This is a genomic window from Paenibacillus durus, from assembly GCF_000756615.1.
Taxonomy (GTDB): Bacteria; Bacillota; Bacilli; order Paenibacillales; family Paenibacillaceae; genus Paenibacillus_AQ; species Paenibacillus_AQ durus.
The window spans coordinates 2,779,219-2,797,410 of the sequence record NZ_CP009288.1 but is presented as its reverse complement, the minus strand read 5'-3'; the positions used below and the strand labels follow the sequence as shown (position 1 = coordinate 2,797,410).

Here is an 18,192-nt window from a genome sequence, read left to right as displayed (position 1 = left end):
CATTACGCAGAAGTTTATCATATTTTGGGGGCTAGTCGATAGATTGAAATACTGATTGTATACCCCATATTTGTAGACGTAGTATTTCTTCGTGTATCCCTCCTAGATCTGATGACACTCCACCGGTGCAGTCGCTTCACGTTTCGCTTGACCCGTTCATACTAGGCGCGCTGCCCTTTCTTCTGTCAATGTTGTGAATCGTGAACCTAAAGGTAATACCATATAAGCTTCTACAAGTATATTCACAGCTTTCTTAAAATCTCACATCCATGACAAATGATTTGACATTCTTATTCTCCGAAAGATTATTAGCCTGTACTTGCAACTTATTATTTGTTTCAGTAAACCCACATTGCGGAACTTTATTCTTACGTGAATCATTAGAATCCCATTTTTCGCTTGCAAACCATCCAACAAGAAACAGTCCATAGCTTGTTTTTCCCTCTCTCAAATATCTATCGGCTAATTGCATCTTCATAGCTTCAAACAATTCTGAGTGCCAATTAGCTTTCACTTCTATGATCACAGTAAGTTTATCATACTGCCCGCTATCTCTAGGAAGAATAGCATCTACTTGTATGTCAGTTCGTTCCCCTCTTTCTGAACCTAAAGTTCGCTGAATCTCCACTTCTCTGTTTAGAATAATTCCCTGCCCCTTAATCTCATCTTCCAAACGTACCTTAATATAATCTGAAAACTCATTCTCTGTACGTGGTCTGCACTTATTTTTATCAATATTATTCCAAAGTAAAAAAACCTCGGGAGTAGTTCCATGAAGTCGTTTCTGGATTTTCTTTAGGGCGTCTAAGATAATTACTAAGAGTTCATTTCCACTTTGAACCAATCTTTTTTGTTTATTATCTGCCAATAAGATAATATCTTTTGCCCGAGGCGGAATCCATTTATTACGTCGAGTAGCGTTTTGAGCTTCAATTAGCGACCATTTTAACCATGTCAGGCGGGGAAATTCATTAACAATTCTTTGAACTGCTTCCCTTGATTGTTCACTCCCTCTGTTTATCAATAGTCTTAATACGTTATCTCTTAACTCCGCAATTTCTTCTCTTGGGCTTATAAAATGAGCCATTTCCTTGTCTTCGTGACCAGGGTCTTCTCTATGCGGAAAGTGAAGCTCAAGCCATGTATACAAATCTGAAAGGAAAGACTCGCTCATTGAATTTAATATGAGTTTAGCCTTTCCTTCATCAGATATTCTTAAGATAATTTCTTTAAAAAAATGAATGTCTTTATATTGCCATATCCACTCCCATCCGTTAATAGAATTATTGCAAAGGGCTATAGCAGCCATTTCTGCGTTCTTCTTAAATTGTTCATCATTAGAATTGATTCCTAATTCAATTAGCGATTTAGTATAATCTTCAATACCGACTATTTGATGCGCAAGCAACTGCTCCATAATTGTTTTTTTAGCTTGTGGCTCTAAATCGAAGGATTTTAAGAATTCAAATACTGACTTGCTTAATCTGTCATCCCAGCATTCCTCAACTAAAGTATTTACAAAAATATTTGAATGCTGTTCATTTTCATATTTCATAATAGCCAATAAATCTGAGATTAGTTGTTCTGGAGCATGAAAGTATGCCAAACTGATCAAGTCTGATTGGATCTTTTTTTCTTCGCTTGAAACTAATGGCTGAGATAGTAAGACAGGTATCCAGTTCTCCCATTCCACGGTGGTGAGGGTATGAAGAAAACTATAATCAAACTCATATATAATTCTCAGTGCCTTATACCCTGCTAAAGCAGATCTATAAATTGCATCGGTACAAAACCAATCTTCTTTATTTGAATCCGCCTGCTTAATATAAAGATGAGCTGATTCAATGATTTTATTTCTATGTTCATCATTGATTGTTGACCAATTATCATAATTTTGGATATTTGGCTCGTGTTCGTCTCTAATTATCCCTTCTTGATCTACCGCCAACTCTATGTAAATCATCCGCCACGAATTAATGTCGCCCGCCTCAACTTTATTAAGTACAAACTCCATTCTCTTGCTTATAGGCAATAGAGTTAGCTTTTTTTTCTCGGATCTTCTACGAATATTTTCATGAAAATAGTAATCATCTTTTATATCCTTTGTTCTATCTGAATTCAAAGGAATTGGTTCCGTATAGACTGAAAATGTCATTGCTAAAGCATCGTTTTTGTTTATTGCTTCAATTAGCAAGTGAATGTGCTGTGAATCATCCCAATTAAATATTCTAAAAAGCAATTCAATGTACTTCTGCTGAATTTCAGCTTTCTCCTCTATCAAGGTTTGCCCTAATAACCATGAAAAATCACTCCAATTAACAAGCGGAGAGTTTGCAAGATATGCAATATCCACTTGGCTCTGACTGGTCATTATTAACTTTTCTATAATATATTTTCTTGTAAGCTCATCGTCCTTTAGTTTAGACATATAATTCAAACGGTCGAAATTTTTTATTCTTACTCTCAGTAAATCAATATATAACTTAGTAATAGACGGATTTCTAACTTCATTCCAGCCTCTGTCTATAGCATAATGAAGGACATCTTCAATCCAGGTTTTTACAACGTGAGCATTCACAAATTGCGTTGTCCAATTCAAAATATCCGAAAGGTCAGCTATTTTAAATCCAGGAATTATACAGTGCCTCAAAAAATAGTAGTATGAGCCTAATAAATTCTTCCTTTTGGGAACTGTGAGCAACGAGAACATTTTGGGGCTTGAAATATGGTCAGGCCATAAAGCTTGCAGGGCGTTTCCTTTTAATTCATCATCAGGATCTTCCCCCGCTTCAGACTCGGCTAATGGCAACAATTTTATTAGTTCCGTTTTGTCACATAAAACTGCAAACGCCTTACTTGCATATGTTCGTAAATAGTATTCCTCATTTTGTTCAAGAGCAACTTTTAGAATGTCTTTTTGGAGAGATTCTACCACACAGGCTTTAGCAATTCTTAAAGCAAATCTCCTCACGAATAAATTTTTTGATGTATCATTAATGTAAATTCTTAATTGGTCAGCTAGTTCATCATGATTGAGTTTATATAAGAGATCATTAATCTCATGATGTCCGTCATGTAATTGACCGGAATCATATTTATCCAACAAACACTGAACCAAACCTTTTTTGATTTTTGTTTCAGCATTAAGTATGTCGCTTCTTAAAAGTATTTCTGGCTCAACAGCAACGATATAATTAAAAATCTCAGAGTTAAATGTAGCTATCCATGAAGAAACTTCATAAAGCTGAGGGACTAACTTTTTTTCTTCGTCATTGGGATGCCTGATTAAGCTAATTGTCTGCTCATAGGTCATTTGATGCTCTATAATATATAAGGCAGCTAAAAATTCTGCATAACTTTGATGTGCCCAACCTAATCGATTTGACCCCCTCGAAGAAAAAAGTCCTGATGATAAAACTTCCAGCAGATCGCCTTCATTTATTACAAATGATTCGTGAAGCGTTCTATCCGATCCGTCAATAATATCTGATAACCTAAGATCTTCCTCTGGGATATTTCCATAATCGGTACCACACCAAATGGCAAACTTATTCATAAATATAGTTAAAGCTGCTATTCTAGTTGCTATTGTTAAGCGTTTTCTTGAATCAACTTGAACCGTCATCTTCCGACCATCATTTTGTTCTTCACATAGTAACTGACAGCCCTGCAGATATATCTCCTGCTGGGTTTCAGGGAATTGTCCATGTTTTCGATATATACCTATTAACATTTTAAGCGTAATCGGTTTAATGGCAAAAGAAACAATCTCCTTTTGTATTATTCCCTTCATAAAATCATCAAAATCAAGATTATTGTCTCTAGCCGCTTCAACAACATCACAACGACGCAGAGGAAGCAGTTCCACAGCACGAAATTGATCTTTATCCCACAAATTAATAAGATCGTTCTCAAATTGATTGGGCCAGTCCGCAGTACGACAAGCAATTCTTAAGTAAATTTTTTTTGTGTTATATTTCTTTAATTCATCAATTATTAGAGCAGCCATATGATTTATTCTTAACAAACATTCATCCAAACTATCTAAAAAAATATATACTTCTTCATTAGATTCTTGGCATTTCAGAAATTTGCTATTTCTAAATAGCTCTTTTATCAATCTCTCTTCTGAACCGATACCGTAAGATCTTAAGTTAATAAAAATAATATTAGATTGAGCATTATATGACCCAACTATTCTCTGAAGAGCCTGCGTTTTCCCAATTCCGGGTTCTCCTAATAAAGCGATACATCTAATCTCATGAAGTTCATCTATTGTTTTTACACCAGGATTAGCAATCCTGCCATACTGTGAGAGAGGATCATACAAAAAGCCGTTATCTGTTAGACTGAATGTTCCCGAACGATTACACCAAAACCTTTCCCAATCGTAAATTAAGTTTGACATTAAGCACCCCGTTATAAAATGAGCGGATTTCTTGTTAAATTTGATAAAAGAAAAGCGAAGCTCTGACAACGTTAATGGAGGTTCGCTTTTCCGTTCTATATTTTTTACTTTAAAGAGCGAACTTCTGCCTCCGATAAACCAGAAGCCTCAGCAATAGCTTCTATCTCCAATCCCATGCCCAATAATTTCTTAGCGATCTCTATCGCCTTTCTGCGTTCTCCTACCGCTTCACCAAGGGCAATTCCTTCCGCTTTAGCTCCCTCCATACGGGAAACCTCATCACGCAAATATTTCAGCCGGGCTTCATACTCCAGCCGTGTGGCGGTATCCTGGCTGAGAAACTCCAGCGTATCCATCGCTTTTTTCAGCATCGGTTCATTCATCGTCAACGCCTCCCAGTTTAGTTTATCGACACCTTTGAGGAACAACAACCAGTTCACTAAACCGCCTGACACTGGAACGGCATGCTCTTCAAGCTTAGTCAGTTCCATTACATGAATCTCTATATCGTCTATTAACGGAATACCGGTATGATCTTCACGCAGATGAAAAATGTTATGGTAGCGATCATTCAGCAGACAGGAGTAGTTCAAGATGTTGATCGTTACGCACTTCTTCAATAAGTTGTAATTGTCGCCTTTTTGTATCTGGTGGTAATACATTTCACTCCAGTAAAATAGCCTTCGTTTCTCCATATTATACGGGTTAAACAACTGCATTTCGATGTTGATCAGCTTGCCCTCCGTCGTTCTGGCCTTGATGTCAAGGATCGACTGTTTTTCTGTCGGATCATCTTTATCTGTAAAAGGATTCATCAATGTAATTTCAGTGAGCGGCGGTTCCCCAGCTTCCAGAAAGGTGCTGTTAAGAAAGGCGAGAAGCACATCCTTGTTGTTTTCACTGCCAAATATTTTTTTGAAAATAAAGTCGTTCCGTGCGTCGAGCAATTCCACGATCATCACTCCAATCTTATATGTTTATTATATCATGGCGTAAATCTCATTGTATCCACATACTACCTTTATGTAACCAAGTCATAATTTTTTCCTAGAAGAACCGATCACAGCCGTGGTCACGCATTGGCAACGAACTCGGAAAAACAGTTGGAAACATCCCTATGAAAATAAGCTGAAAATTCTGATGTGCAAGGACTTTCGGTTATGTGAGGATACTGCGATTAATACGCCTGTCAATCTTGACAGGGCAGAAATCATGGGTTCGATCCCCATAAGTCCTATTGAGAAAAGCCTTGTGTATTAAGGCTATTTTTGCATTTTAAGGACTCTTTTGGGACATGCCGAAGAGACCAAAACTGGGCTTTAGCCAAGATTTGGTCAAGAGAAGTTTTTGAGCTTCTTTTTTAAAGGAAATAATTCGCCGAACAGCGCTATTCGGGCTGCCTGGCTATTTCTTTAGTATACCTGTCCATATTGTACAGACTGCTGCCGGATTTTGCGTATTCCAATCTCCGATCGGGCTGCTCCCCATCAATGGGTATCCGTTCGTATACGTTCGCTATATCCCTCGACACATTATCCCTTCATATCAGAGCACGATATTTTTAATTATTTTAGCCGGATTACCGCCGACAATAGTATTGTCCGGAACATCTTTGGTTACAACCGCCCCGGAAGCGATTACCACATTGTCGCCGATTGTAACGCCCGGGTTAATGACGGCTCTGCCGCCGATCCAGACATTGTCGCCAATCTTGACCGGCTTCCCATACTCCGGGCCAGCGATGCGCTCGAAAGGATCGATCGGATGGGTTGCCGTATAGATGTGTACGCCCGGAGCCAAGAAGCAGTTATCCCCAATTCGAATTTCGCAAACGTCCAGGATGGTACAATCGAAGTTGGCATAGAAATTTTCTCCGACATGGATGTTATATCCATAATCGCACCGAATGTTGGGTTCCATGCTCAAGTTTTCGCCCGTGGAACCAAACAGTTCTTTTAGAAGCTTTGTTCGGAGTTCCGTCTCGGTTTCGGTGGTCTGATTATACAGCCGCACTGTCTTTCGCGCATATTCCCGTTCTTCCATCAGTTGTGCGTCGGAAGCCATGTACAGTTCCCCATCCAGCATCTTTTCTTTTTCGGATTTGATTGCCATCGTGTATCCCCTGCCTTTTCAAAATTTATTTTAGTGACGCCCTACCGCCGCTTTTCTACAAGCTGCAAACAATAGGTCAAGCTTTCCAGTGTGATTGCAATCAAGCCGTTCATGTAATCCTCGTCCGGACGATCCAGAAGGATCAGCTCAGGCATATGTTCCTCGGGAATCGTATCCAGGCAGCGTTTAAAGATCGGTTCCAAATCTTCCGGCACGACTTGATCTCCGGTCAGGGCAATCGTCTCAGGGTTAATAATCGCTGTCAGGGACATAATCGTATGCGCCGCCAATGGGATGAACGTATCTCGGTGATTAAGCCGGATGAATTGCTCCTCACGCGAGATGCTGAACGGCAGAAATGAGATTTCACCTGCAAATTGGGTACTTCCTTTATGGATATGCCCGTTAATGATCATCCCTGCGCCCGGAAAGCTGCCCTTGATAAAGGTCGCGACGGCGATTGTTTTATCTTCATCGTAATTCTGGTTTTTATAAAAACCGTAAACGGTCAGGTTCATATCATTTTCCACAGTAACTTCAATTCCGTATTTCTCACTCAACCGTGCTTTCAGAGGGGCATGGATCAATTCCTTAATATCGCAAATATTGATAACCCCTTGATGGACGAATCCCGGGATGCCGATCCCGACCGCTTTGATTTGGTCATACCTCTCAATAAGCGTTCCGACCAAGTGATCAATGGCTGCCGCGTCAAGGACCTTCACCTCCATGTACCCGCCGTCCACACGCTCGCCAACGGAGTTTGCCACCGCATAAGTTAGGGAAAGCAGGCCGTCTTCCATTTTGGCATAGATGCATGCGATATAGGAAAAATCGGCGTTGTAAACAAACCGCCTTGCCGGACGGCCGCCGCTTGATTGTTCCAGTTCAGTCTCGATTACCTCGCCAGTCTCAAGCAGTTCATTGAGAATATTTCCGCAGGTCGCGATGCTTAGGCCGGTTGCCTGTGAAATCATAGATTTCGTGCCCTGCTTCATCGCTATCAAAGCTTGCTTGATGAGTTCCCGGTTGATCTCTTTAACCCGAATGGAATTATTGGCAATGATTGATTACATTCACCTCCAGTAACTTTTGATAATAGTTATTAAAAGCATCATAATAAGATACAATATAAATGAATTCTGCGTGTTTGTCCAATTTATTAAAGTACGATAAAAAGAGCCGCCCAAACAGGTCAGCTCTTAAGTATCCGAAACTCTTCATGTTAATCAGCCTTTATAATCTCAACCGTTCGCTTCCCGTTTCACCACTGAGCTCTTAGGAACGACGGCAGCCACGCCCTTTCTCGATTTCAGCAGAAAGGTTAATGGGATCGCAATGACTCCAATTAATGTTGCGGCCAGGAACACATCCTGAACACCCATCGCCATGCCTTGAGCTTTGAGCAGAGAAGAGCCTGCCGCCCCTCCCCCGGTCAATTCTTTCAGATGGGTCACGGATCTTGCAGCCAGCAATGAACTGAAGATCGCAATAGCCAGCGCTCCGGTGGCCTGGCGCACCCAGTTCGTTACGGATGAGGCATGGCCGGTATATTCCTTGGAGATGGCGGACATTCCGGCATTCGTAACCGGCATAAAAGCAAGAGCAATCCCCGCATAACGCAGCGTCATCCATGAGGCCACATAGACATGGGTTGCAGCCAGCGTAAGATGACTGAGCTCCCAAGTCGATATGACCAGCAGCAGAATACCGCTAAGAATAAGCCAGAACGGACCCACCTTGGTGTACAGCTTGCCGACCACCGGTGATAGAAACGCCATCACGAGCGAGCCCGGAAGCAGCACCAAGGCGGTTAGCAACGGAGTGGCCTGCTGTATATCCTGCAGAAAAATCGGAATCAGGAACGTTCCGGAATACAATGAAATGGTAATCGTGCAGTTGATGATTAAGCTGTACGTAAAGCGCTTCTGGTGGAACACCTTCAGATTGAGCAGCGGTTCTTCCAGGGAGAGCTCTCTGCGGATGAAGTAGATCAACACGGACGCCCCGACCACCAGCAAGGATAGTGTCTGCCACGAAGTCCAGCCCCAGGAATTCCCTTCACTGAAAGCCAGGATAATGAACGCGCTGCTTAGAATAACGGTTATGAAGCCGGGCAAATCAAATGTCTTAAGCTTGCTGGACTGGCGGTGATAGGGCAAGCATTTGAGCGCTGCCGTAATGGCAATGACTCCGATAGGCAGGTTGATGACAAACAGGGATTGCCAGCCGAAGTATCCGGTCAGCCAGCCGCCAAGTGTAGGCCCGAATGCCGGGGCAAGCATGGCGGAAAGACTCCATAAGCTCATGGCAAAGGCCTGCCGTTCCTTCTCAATGAATTGATAGATCATTGTCATCGTCGTGGGAATGATTAGGCCGCCGAAGACCCCCTGCAGGATGCGAAAGGTAACCAAAGAATGAATGCTCCAAGCGATCGTGGATAGCCCGGAAAAGAGGGTAAAGCCAGATAAAGCAAACACATACAAATACTTATAGCTCCACTTGTCTCCAAAATAGCCGACGACCGGAGCGACAACGCCGGTTGCCAGCAGATAGCCGGTAATCATCCATTGAACAGAACCAACCTCCGCATGAAAGTCCTTCATAAACACCGGAAAAGCCACATTAATCGTTGTGGAACTCAGGATGGACATGAAATTCCCGAAAAAAATTGCTAAAATAATGAGCCAGAAGGAAGAATTCCTGGCGGTTTGATTATTCAATGTTCTCTCTCTCCTCTAAATATAGGTGTAGGATACAATTAATTTAATATAGGTGTATTATACAACTATTATGTTGAAAATCAATATTACTTTTTTCACGTTACTTTCATTTTGGTTTATGTATTTTCACTTGTGGCTGGGTATTTTCACTTATAATATGGAGAAGAGTATAAACTAAAGGACGGAAGTGCTATGGAAGATAAAAATTTGGATTTCATTGGTAATGAGATGATGACATTGATTCGCCGCGCCTCCCTGGACAAGAAGCATGGCGGGCTGGATCGTTCTAGCTATACCCTGCTGTACCATCTGTCCAACCACGGAAACATTGGAGTTAAAGCTCTAGCGGAAGGACTCGGCCTGGACACCTCCACGATCAGCAGACAGACAAGCGTCCTTGAACATAAAGGATACATAGAGCGGATACCCGATCCGCAGGACGGAAGATCTAGTTATTTTCAGATCACGGAGCTGGGCTCACGGAAGCTTGCCGAGGCAAGGGAAATCAGAATGGACAGATACGGGGAAATATTTAAAGACTGGTCACCTCAGGAATGCCGGACTTTTGGAGACATGCTGGCGAGACTTAACCGTACACTTGATGGATAGCGCCGATTTCAACCGCCGTATGCATCAGAGCCACTGCATCCATCATACCGCCTGCTCCTCCAATTCGCTTGCCGCTTCTTCCACATTTCGTATGTACTTTAGCCTGTCCCGGTTGAGAAGCGGGTAATCGTACAGAAGGCCCTCGTAAACCATTTCGAATGCAGGATGGTGAAGAAAATCGTTGGGTGTTACCAGCGTGGATGGCCGGTCCCATAGGGAAAGTCCGCTTTTACGCAGTGCTTCGGATACAAACTGGGAGCAAAAGTAAGCATTTTTCGTCTCAATGTCAAGGTTCATCAGCACGCCTAATAATCCGATCAGATTGTAGCGATAGACATGCTTCTCCTTCTGAAAAGACCGGATAGTCCGAATGGCAGCGTCACGCTGCTGCTTCGAAATTCGCAAACGGAGTAGTACGCAGCGAGTGCCGGGAAAATGACGGAAAGTTCCCTCATACACATCTTCCTCGACAAACCCTCCAGCCCAAGGCTTCCTTGGGCATTTGCGGCCAAAGCTGAACACCTCGCTTAGCTCCTCGTCGAGCGCCAGAGAGGCATGGTTATACGGAGCGGCGGTGAAGCTTTTGATCAATGTTGTGAACAAAGTGCCCGTATCAGTCAACAACACATATATGCAGCTCTCCGAATCATTGTCTCCTGTATTGTCAATCATGGTGTTCACCCCACTGCCAAAAAATTTTACCGAGCTGCTTAATGCGACAATATCTTCTAACAACAGGATAGCAAATGACTAAATTAGCCGTAACTGTCCGGAGTTTAGTTTCGTTCTGGACTTTGGTCGTGGCTCATTATTCGGCTATCGGCTGGGAATGTACGGCTAACGGTCAATGGAGATCAATGAGGGAGTCAAGATGAGGGAAATGGGAACGAAAAAAGCGCCCGCATTAGCGGACGCTCAAACGTTAGTTTGGTGTATTTAGGTTACTCCTCAAACCTCACAAATTCATCGGCATTAGCCCGGATATGGGCGGCGATTGCCTTCAGACTTGCCGTTGAAACAAGCTGGAACCGCCGGTATAACCGCTCCACCTCGGCATTCAATTCTTTATCACGATCGAGATCCGTGATTACGGCGTCCTTCCACTCCAAGCCGAGCCTGCGGTTTCGGGTCTCCAGAACCTCTTTCGTTTCTTCCAGCAGCCGGGACATCTTCATATCGCCAAAAAAGCTTAATCCGCTCATTACCCCAGACCACATGTCCGGATTTTGCAGCAGATGGGAGATCCAGCCGTAATACTCCATTTCCGAGTTCTTTGCATGACCATAAAAGACCCTGAACATGCATAACGCCCGCTGTCCTTCAGAGAGGTCTGATATTACCTTGGCCTTCACCGCCATATCCTTGGCCCGGATTTGGCTGAAGGTCGGCTCCGTACATGCCCAGCCCAGTCTTTCATCCTCCAACGAATTGAATTCACGCTTGTTCATTACCGCTAATACCATAAGATCCTTATTCCCTGTTTGCATTGGTTTCATGTATCACGATCTCCCCCTCATCAATTCATTTTCCTTATTAGGCATTAGGCCTTGAAGAAATCCTAACAAAATTAGGTATCAAAGAACCCGAGAGGCATAAGACGCGTCAGCGCCGGGTCATAGACTTAGCCTCGCACGGTTGTCTGCCTGCAAATTGCCTTCAAGAAAGATTAAAGCACTTCGACACCTCCAATCATTGTTGCCGTTTTTAGATTAACCTCTTCACCCTAATGCGTGAATGACGCTACGTGAAGGAATTCAATTCCTAGAATACTCATACAAAATCATCCCAGAATACATTACATTAAATCCGTTTCGAATTCTCTCATATTCACTTGGATCAATGCCGAAGGAAAAATCAGAACCTGGTCCATAACCGGTCTGACCTATTTGAATCTGACTTCCATGGAGGTCGGTTAATTGAAAATCCTCTGGCGACCCTTTCGTTGTATACGTACCGTTATCATTTAACAACATGTTATATAGAAACTTACCCTTCTTGAAGTTCAAATCATAGGTTGTATGGAAACTAAAATAGATATCACCGCCTCGATTCCACACTTGTTGGAGTATGATATTGGTTTTGTGGCTTTCTGCAATCTTAATATTCAGGTTTTGCGGTTTTTCCGTTTTGAAAGGAATCCATTCAGGTTTGATAGAAAGATCGAGTTTTACAGCAGTGTCCTTTTTGGTGATAGTATAATGATTACGCTCCAAAATATTCTGTATTATTCTTTGATCTACAAAATGATCGCTATAATATTCATAGCCTTGGTATCCCCCATATAAAAGAAACGAAATGACTAAGATAACGATTAATGATCTCTTTTTCATACGTTGTTCCTTTCTAGAGTCCTAAGCTAACGTTATGTATCACCTTTCTATGCATCACTCATCGCACCCTAAATTCCAACCAGGTTACCAGCACTGTCTTTCTTGGCTAAACTACTAATTTCACCAAAATTTTGATTCGCTTCTTGCCACAGCTTTGGAATCCACTCTGTACTTTCGGATGAAAGTCCCTGTCCCATTTTTCCGATAACTGTAAAAGAATGCTTTTCTTCAATGTGTACAACCATGATCAATCCTCCTAAGTTTGAGTGCCAGCGAACGGATCACACTTAGCCTCGCTGGGTTGTCTGCCAGATGCCGCAGGGCGATACTACTTCTATCTTTTGTTCCTGTTGAGTTGGATCAAGATGTCTTACGGCTACGATCGTATCAAAATCACTTTCTCCTTCTGATATAGCTTTGCCTATTACAATCGCTTCGGCGCATACGGATACCGTCCAATATAAGCCTCTAAATGCACAGCCGAGTATATTTTCCCTGTTTTCGTTCTAATCGCTGCTCCGATGTGGTGCTTGCCATCTTTGTATAGTTTTTTTATTGTGTTCTGCGCTACCTCGATGAGTTCTAAATCTACTTTTTCTAAAGGCATTTCAAATCCGCTCCATATTATCCGCATTCACGACGTCCGACGTTGTCGATTGTGTCCGCCTGATTCTGCTTCCCTGCTACTGAATAAACTCTACTGAAACTACAGCTTACTCTTCTGCTGGACCGAGGGCGAATGCCCCGATGCGTCAGTACGTTGTTAGACGCTGTAAATTCCATCTTCGGAATAGCCAAAACTATACTTTACTTCTGACGTTTCGCACCCTACAGATACCAAATGGGAAACATTTTAATCGGTTTTTTGAAACGGGATGCCAGAGCAACGCAAATCAAGTGGCCGGAATGCGTCAGCGCACGTTAGCGGGAAAAAGTTTCGCTGGAAAGAGAATGTGGATCGTGCTCCAAACCCATTCAAATATAGATGGACTCATCATAGCCAAATAGCGCCAACAATCGCCGTTCCTCCGATGCCAGTTGTTGACCCAATTGGCGAAAGCGGCTGCCGTCGGGCATCCGAAAGATAATGACCTGCACGTATTCAAGCAGCCGAAAGATTTCCCGCGTCGTCGGTTGCGCCAGTTTTCGTTTGGTAGTCGCAATCAGTGGATGGCGCTCGCTCGTTTGGCTGCGAACCTTGCCCTGTATCGTGTGATACACCAAGAGCGCGATCAGAAACAAATAGCCCAGGACTTCCACACGATGCGGCTTTTTCAGATAGATCTCATCGACAAAATAAGGATCCTTCAAAATCGAAAAGTTACATTCGACTCGAATTTGTCCTTTGTACGTTTGTAAGAGCGCAGCGCTATCCATGGATTTACCCTGAAATGCTGCGGGAACCGTGGACACTAGCACAAACCGGGAAGCCTTGCGGCGAGCCGCCCCAATCGCTTCTTCATCCGGTACAACCGGGCCAAACTCCAATTTGTACCGCGTGACGACTTCCGGCACGGCTTCTTTCTTGGGGCGGCCTCGCGGACGCAAGATTTCTTCATAGGCTTCGGATCGTACTTCCAGTTGATGAAAGTGCACCGGATGATCAGCCAGCCATTGCCCCAGCGCCACCTGCGCGTCATGTTCACAGTGGAACACGATTTTCCCTTGGGCTTTCATCGCATCCGTGATCTGTTCGTGTTCCTGACTTACGCGTTTCTCCAGCGTATGGGCTTTCTTCTTATCCAGTGCACTGGATTCGACGACGACCAGCCGAACGGCATGCCCTTCATAGTCCGCTGCAAATTCTTGAAGGCGGTACTGGGCGCTGCTGTTGGAAGAGGCGAATGCCTGAGGACTCGACCAGCGGTCTTCCTGTCCATCGGCTTGCTCCAATGCCTGCTTCACGATCTTCAAGTTGTTGCTGCCGCGTGTAATCAGATATGCTTTGGCCTGCCTGGCTTGTTCCAGCGTTTCGCGCGTCATCGCGGCTGAGTCTGCTACATAGATAAAGCCTTGCAGATTGATCTTTTGCAGTTGGGCATCCAAGGCCTTCAGAACCTCGGGATTCCAGCTTTTATCGTTTTGGTTGCCGTCGTGGACATCGCCATAGACCGGGCGCCCTTGTCCGTCTACGATCAGTCCATACTGAAACTGCTTGTCTCCTTGGCGGTCACGGCTATAGCCTTCCGTGATGAACAAGTCTCCTTCTTGGGGGTCTTTATACGCTCCGTACACTGATTTGCTGGTCGTATCGCTATGAAAAGCCAGTACGGTATCCGGGTTGTACTTCCAAGCTTGCAGTGCCAGTGTCGAATACAGTTCCTGGATGTCCGCATCGCTGATCCGATCCAAATGCCGGGCGATCGCATCGTCATTAAAGAAAGAGGCTTGCGCACCGGGGCGCAGCAACTTCTCTACATCCAGGCGTTTGGCCCACTCCGCCATGTGAACCAGCGCTTGTCGACCGGTTAACATGTCCATTACGATCATTTGTACCACTTCGCCCGGACTGACCAGGCACTGCTTATGATAGGGCACTTTTTCATCAATCGTCTGGGGAATCTTCATGTCCTTCATCGTTTGGCTAATGAGATTCAAATACCCTGCTGCATAGATCGATTCGATTTGAATATTCGGGTTCATCTGCTTTCCTCCGCACGTTATTCACTCTACAGAGGTATTCGACACGCTCACCCTATTTCATTTTTGCTTTTATTTCTTTTCTTAGGGGACTCAAGGGTGCGAAACGTCAGTTACTTCTCTTTTAATTTACTAATATCAATCATCAGTCAATATTTCTGTTAAATCTATTTCAGTTTTATTAAGTAGTTTCAATTTGTACTCCCTTCTTGTAAGGTACTCTTTCCCGTACTCCATTGAACTATTCGGTTGTAAGAATGGAGTATCATTAAACTCTTCAAAGTCTTGTAAGCTCTCCATTCTAATCTTGCCGTTTCACCAGGAGGCTCCCATTCGATATGCCATCCGCCATCATCGTCTTGTTGGGATTCAAGCACTTTCAAATGCTCAAGGATAATGTCGTCAGAAAATATCGATCTACAGTAAGAAGTTGATGATGGTGAAAACTCTAGAGGAGAAAGTCCATAACTATGGGAATCGACATCCAAACGAAAGAAATTGGCGATAAAAAGATCTTTAGATAATTTCTGAAACAATCCTTTGATATAGTCTGTTTGAGGTAAACTTTCTAATAGACAAAATGCAGTTAAAATCGTATGTGCATCTTCATATGTCTTAGAAGAAATGTTCTTCAAACAGATATCTGTTGCTTTATCGAGCCAAGAATGTTCAATACCTTGCCATTTGAGAAGTCCGACCAGTCCAGTAAGCCTGCTGAATGATGGCTCTGTAGAAAGTGAATTATTCCAATGTTCTGCTCTTGGATATTTAGCTGATGAAGATAAAATGGTTGGAATTCCTTTCTCTAGATCAGCAAGTTTTGAAATATAATCACATGCTTTTTGAGAAAGTTCTTCATCTTTAATGTTGCAGTCATATAAGACCCGCAGTGCAAATTCCATATAGAGGGGCTGACTATCCGGAACTCGTAAATCTGGCTCAAGTGCGTGTCCAAAACCACCATCTTCGTTCTGATAAGCTTTAAGTGAAGTCAAAATGTTACTTTTCGACCCATCCAGGAAAACGCATTCAAAAATTCTTCTTTCTAATAATCTTCCATGCTTCCATAAGAAATTTGCTGCGTCCTCAAAATTCATATCTTCCCCTCCATATAATACCACAGTGTTTCGGATTGCGGTTTACAACAAATACTCCAGTTCAAGCTCATGGCGGACCGGAATGCCGTCATACCCGATCAGGGGAATCGACGGCTTTAGCTTACGCGCCTCTGTAATGGCATCGCGGTAAACGGCCTTGAGATCAAATCCCCTTTTCTGATAAAAACTCTGGCGCATCCTTCCGCCCGGGCGCGCTCCATCACCACCTCGATAAGCCGGGTGCCAGCGCCGCGATTCTTCGCCCTGCTCTCCAGCGAGACGATCTCGCACTCTCCATTCCGCACATTATAGAAGATTGTGGCCAGCAGGTTCCCGTTCTCATCTTCAGCACAGCATCCGGGCAGTTCCTCCAGCCGGTGAATCTTCCCCCCCGGGAGATCATCAACGGACCGGCAAGCTTGGCCGCTTCCTTCCTGGTCTCCCCATCCATATCTTTTATCAGCATCTAGCATGCCTCCCGTTTCATTAACAGCGGCTTTATTATAGATCATCCGGCTGGAAGGAGGCAAAAATGCACCTTGGCCCCGAACTTATCTATGGCGCCTGTTCAGTGCCCAATCACCAACATACTCCACTGATACACGCTGGGCACGATAACGGAAAGCACAGTTCCCCGATCACCTTCTTCAATGGAATATTCAAGCTCCTTCGGTCTGCCCATGTTAATATCGGGGCTAGCCGTAAATACGGAACGGACCGGCTCATTCACTTGAACGCGAGCGGTCAGATTTTTCACCTCCGCAGGCCGGTTCTTCCCTTCGTTCCAATAGTCTTCGGTGTTATTCGTCAGATTGATGAACTGGATTAATTTCATCTGCTCGTTCTCCCGGACTACGGTCCAGACTTTGCCGGGTTCGCCGTATGTGGAATAAGGCGCGCCGCCGAATACGTATTCCAGATTGTCTCCCTCCACATGCGTCATCGATACGTCGCGCAAAGACGGATCATACAGCAGATGAACGTAGCGGACCATAAAATCGTAATAATTCCGGATTTCACGCATGAAGGCTTCGTCCGCCACGGAATAATCGACGTAATACCCTTGGGTAAGCACTCCGTTGTTCTCTCCAAGCAGCAGATGATAAGCCCCGTGGGAGAAAATCACCGCTGACAGCAGCAGCGCGGCAGCGTGCGCTTTATCGATGGCTTCCGGAGGCTCTAGCCGGAAAGGCTTCAAGTAGGCGGCGAGGATGACCGGCTTCCCATGGCCGAATTGCTGTGCCCAGGCAATAATCTGCTGGATATGATGGTATTTTTCATAAGGATTCCATACCTCGATATATACGGCATCCTGAGCGGCAGCCGCCACCGTATCCACCGGCCAATTGCCCACATTGTTGAAGATGAGGCCGATATCCTCTTTGGACTTGCCCAGTCCCTCGCGGGTATTCTCGATCAGAACCGGGAATTGCTTCTCCAGCCGCTCTACCTTCTCCACGCCGCCGAGTCTTGAAATGCCCGTCTTCGGATACCCGTACGTATCCATATGGATGCCGTCGAAGCCGACCTGTTCGATCGCCTTTTTGTACTCCCCAATGATGTGCCAATGCCAGGGAGACTCCTCGCTGATGTTCATTATCGTAAAAATATCGATGAAATCGATGACTTTTCCATTGCCGTAATACAGCGCCCAATCCGGACGCTCCCGGTAAAAATCCTTGCTTGCGGCGTAAATCGCTCCATAGGCCATGGCCTTCATTCCGTAGGAGCGGCAGAGCGCGATTTTCTCCTTCACAACTTGAAGACTAAGCTCTCTCCCCATCAGATCGGTAAAGGTATCCTCCGGCGGAACGAGGTCGTCGTGGCGGTACATCCAATCGTAAAATTGCACCAGATTAATATGGAGCTTATTAAGGCTCTCCACATCCTTGACATCCCCAAGCTCACGCGGATGAAAATCGCTTAAAAAGCCGTACCTCGGCGATTGCCGCCAGCTCGAAACCACATCAAAGGCCGTCGAGAAACGCACAGGCTCCGCTTCGTCCTGTGTAAGCAGCAAATCGACACCATATCCGCGAAAAGCTTCATCCGGCGGGCCAAAATCCAGAAGATGCGTTAAAACGGCACCCGGAGGAATGACGATATCACAGGCTTGGCTGTCCAACACGCGGTTCATAGATACAAGTTCTGCTGTTAGACGAACCGAAGCTTCATGCTGGAGCGGATTATCCAGTTCAACCTTGATACATACCGGTTCTCCAGTTACATATTGGGCTTTGCTCGGGTAGGCGTCTTTAATCGTTGGAAACATA

General features: G+C 44.2%; 15 protein-coding genes. 1 reads left to right on the top strand and 14 read right to left on the bottom strand.

Going from position 1 to position 18,192, the window contains the following annotated elements:
• Positions 1-253: 253 nt before the first annotated feature.
• The 5 genes from PDUR_RS11900 to PDUR_RS11880 form a co-directional block, all read right to left on the bottom strand.
• Positions 254-4,408 carry an NACHT domain-containing protein gene (locus tag PDUR_RS11900; protein WP_042206454.1) on the bottom strand — a complete coding sequence of 1,385 codons (4,155 nt, stop codon included), beginning with the start codon at positions 4,406-4,408 and terminating at the stop codon, positions 254-256.
• A 104-nt stretch (positions 4,409-4,512) separates the two neighbouring features.
• Positions 4,513-5,367, bottom strand: a complete 855-nt coding sequence (locus tag PDUR_RS11895; protein ID WP_081949494.1) for an Rpn family recombination-promoting nuclease/putative transposase — start codon at positions 5,365-5,367, stop codon at positions 4,513-4,515.
• A gap of 586 nt (positions 5,368-5,953) precedes the next feature.
• The gene (locus PDUR_RS11890; RefSeq protein ID WP_042206453.1) at positions 5,954-6,520 is read right to left on the bottom strand and encodes a sugar O-acetyltransferase; all 567 of its coding nucleotides are present in this window, start codon (positions 6,518-6,520) and stop codon (positions 5,954-5,956) included.
• A gap of 41 nt (positions 6,521-6,561) precedes the next feature.
• Complete coding sequence (locus PDUR_RS11885) at positions 6,562-7,497, bottom strand: ROK family protein (RefSeq protein WP_233277533.1); 936 nt, start codon at positions 7,495-7,497, stop codon at positions 6,562-6,564.
• Between the two features lie 267 nt (positions 7,498-7,764).
• The gene (locus PDUR_RS11880) at positions 7,765-9,243 is read right to left on the bottom strand and encodes an MDR family MFS transporter (RefSeq protein ID WP_042206452.1); all 1,479 of its coding nucleotides are present in this window, start codon (positions 9,241-9,243) and stop codon (positions 7,765-7,767) included.
• A 192-nt stretch (positions 9,244-9,435) separates the two neighbouring features.
• Between PDUR_RS11880 and PDUR_RS11875 the strand changes: the two genes are divergently transcribed.
• On the top strand, positions 9,436-9,852 hold the full coding sequence (locus tag PDUR_RS11875; protein ID WP_042206451.1) for a MarR family winged helix-turn-helix transcriptional regulator: 417 nt from the start codon (positions 9,436-9,438) through the stop codon (positions 9,850-9,852).
• Positions 9,853-9,894: 42 nt separating this feature from the next.
• On the opposite strand, the gene PDUR_RS11870 is transcribed toward PDUR_RS11875, so the two are convergent.
• The 9 genes from PDUR_RS11870 to PDUR_RS11830 form a co-directional block, all read right to left on the bottom strand.
• A complete protein-coding gene (locus PDUR_RS11870) occupies positions 9,895-10,524 on the bottom strand; it encodes a C40 family peptidase (protein ID WP_042206450.1) in 630 nt (209 codons plus the stop codon).
• A gap of 269 nt (positions 10,525-10,793) precedes the next feature.
• Positions 10,794-11,348: a hypothetical protein gene (locus PDUR_RS11865; RefSeq protein WP_042206449.1), complete on the bottom strand. Its 555-nt coding sequence runs from the start codon at positions 11,346-11,348 to the stop codon at positions 10,794-10,796.
• A 258-nt stretch (positions 11,349-11,606) separates the two neighbouring features.
• Positions 11,607-12,182 (bottom strand): hypothetical protein, encoded by a 576-nt coding sequence (locus tag PDUR_RS11860; protein WP_042206448.1) that lies wholly within the window; start codon positions 12,180-12,182, stop codon positions 11,607-11,609.
• Positions 12,183-12,250: 68 nt separating this feature from the next.
• Positions 12,251-12,427, bottom strand: a complete 177-nt coding sequence (locus PDUR_RS28755; RefSeq protein ID WP_042209297.1) for a transcription activator effector-binding protein — start codon at positions 12,425-12,427, stop codon at positions 12,251-12,253.
• 730 nt (positions 12,428-13,157) lie between these two features.
• The gene (locus PDUR_RS11845) at positions 13,158-14,825 is read right to left on the bottom strand and encodes an IS1634 family transposase (protein WP_042206447.1); all 1,668 of its coding nucleotides are present in this window, start codon (positions 14,823-14,825) and stop codon (positions 13,158-13,160) included.
• A gap of 188 nt (positions 14,826-15,013) precedes the next feature.
• The gene (locus tag PDUR_RS27285) at positions 15,014-15,919 is read right to left on the bottom strand and encodes a hypothetical protein (protein ID WP_052410195.1); all 906 of its coding nucleotides are present in this window, start codon (positions 15,917-15,919) and stop codon (positions 15,014-15,016) included.
• 116 nt (positions 15,920-16,035) lie between these two features.
• Positions 16,036-16,224, bottom strand: coding sequence for a GNAT family N-acetyltransferase (locus PDUR_RS29830; RefSeq protein WP_330217266.1), 189 nt, complete (start codon positions 16,222-16,224; stop codon positions 16,036-16,038).
• On the bottom strand, positions 16,140-16,385 hold the full coding sequence (locus PDUR_RS29825; RefSeq protein ID WP_233277608.1) for a hypothetical protein: 246 nt from the start codon (positions 16,383-16,385) through the stop codon (positions 16,140-16,142). Before PDUR_RS29825 ends, PDUR_RS29830 begins: the two co-directional genes overlap by 85 nt.
• Positions 16,386-16,487: 102 nt before the next feature.
• Positions 16,488-18,191: a glycoside hydrolase family 66 protein gene (locus tag PDUR_RS11830; RefSeq protein ID WP_042209295.1), complete on the bottom strand. Its 1,704-nt coding sequence runs from the start codon at positions 18,189-18,191 to the stop codon at positions 16,488-16,490.
• Position 18,192: the final 1 nt, after the last annotated feature.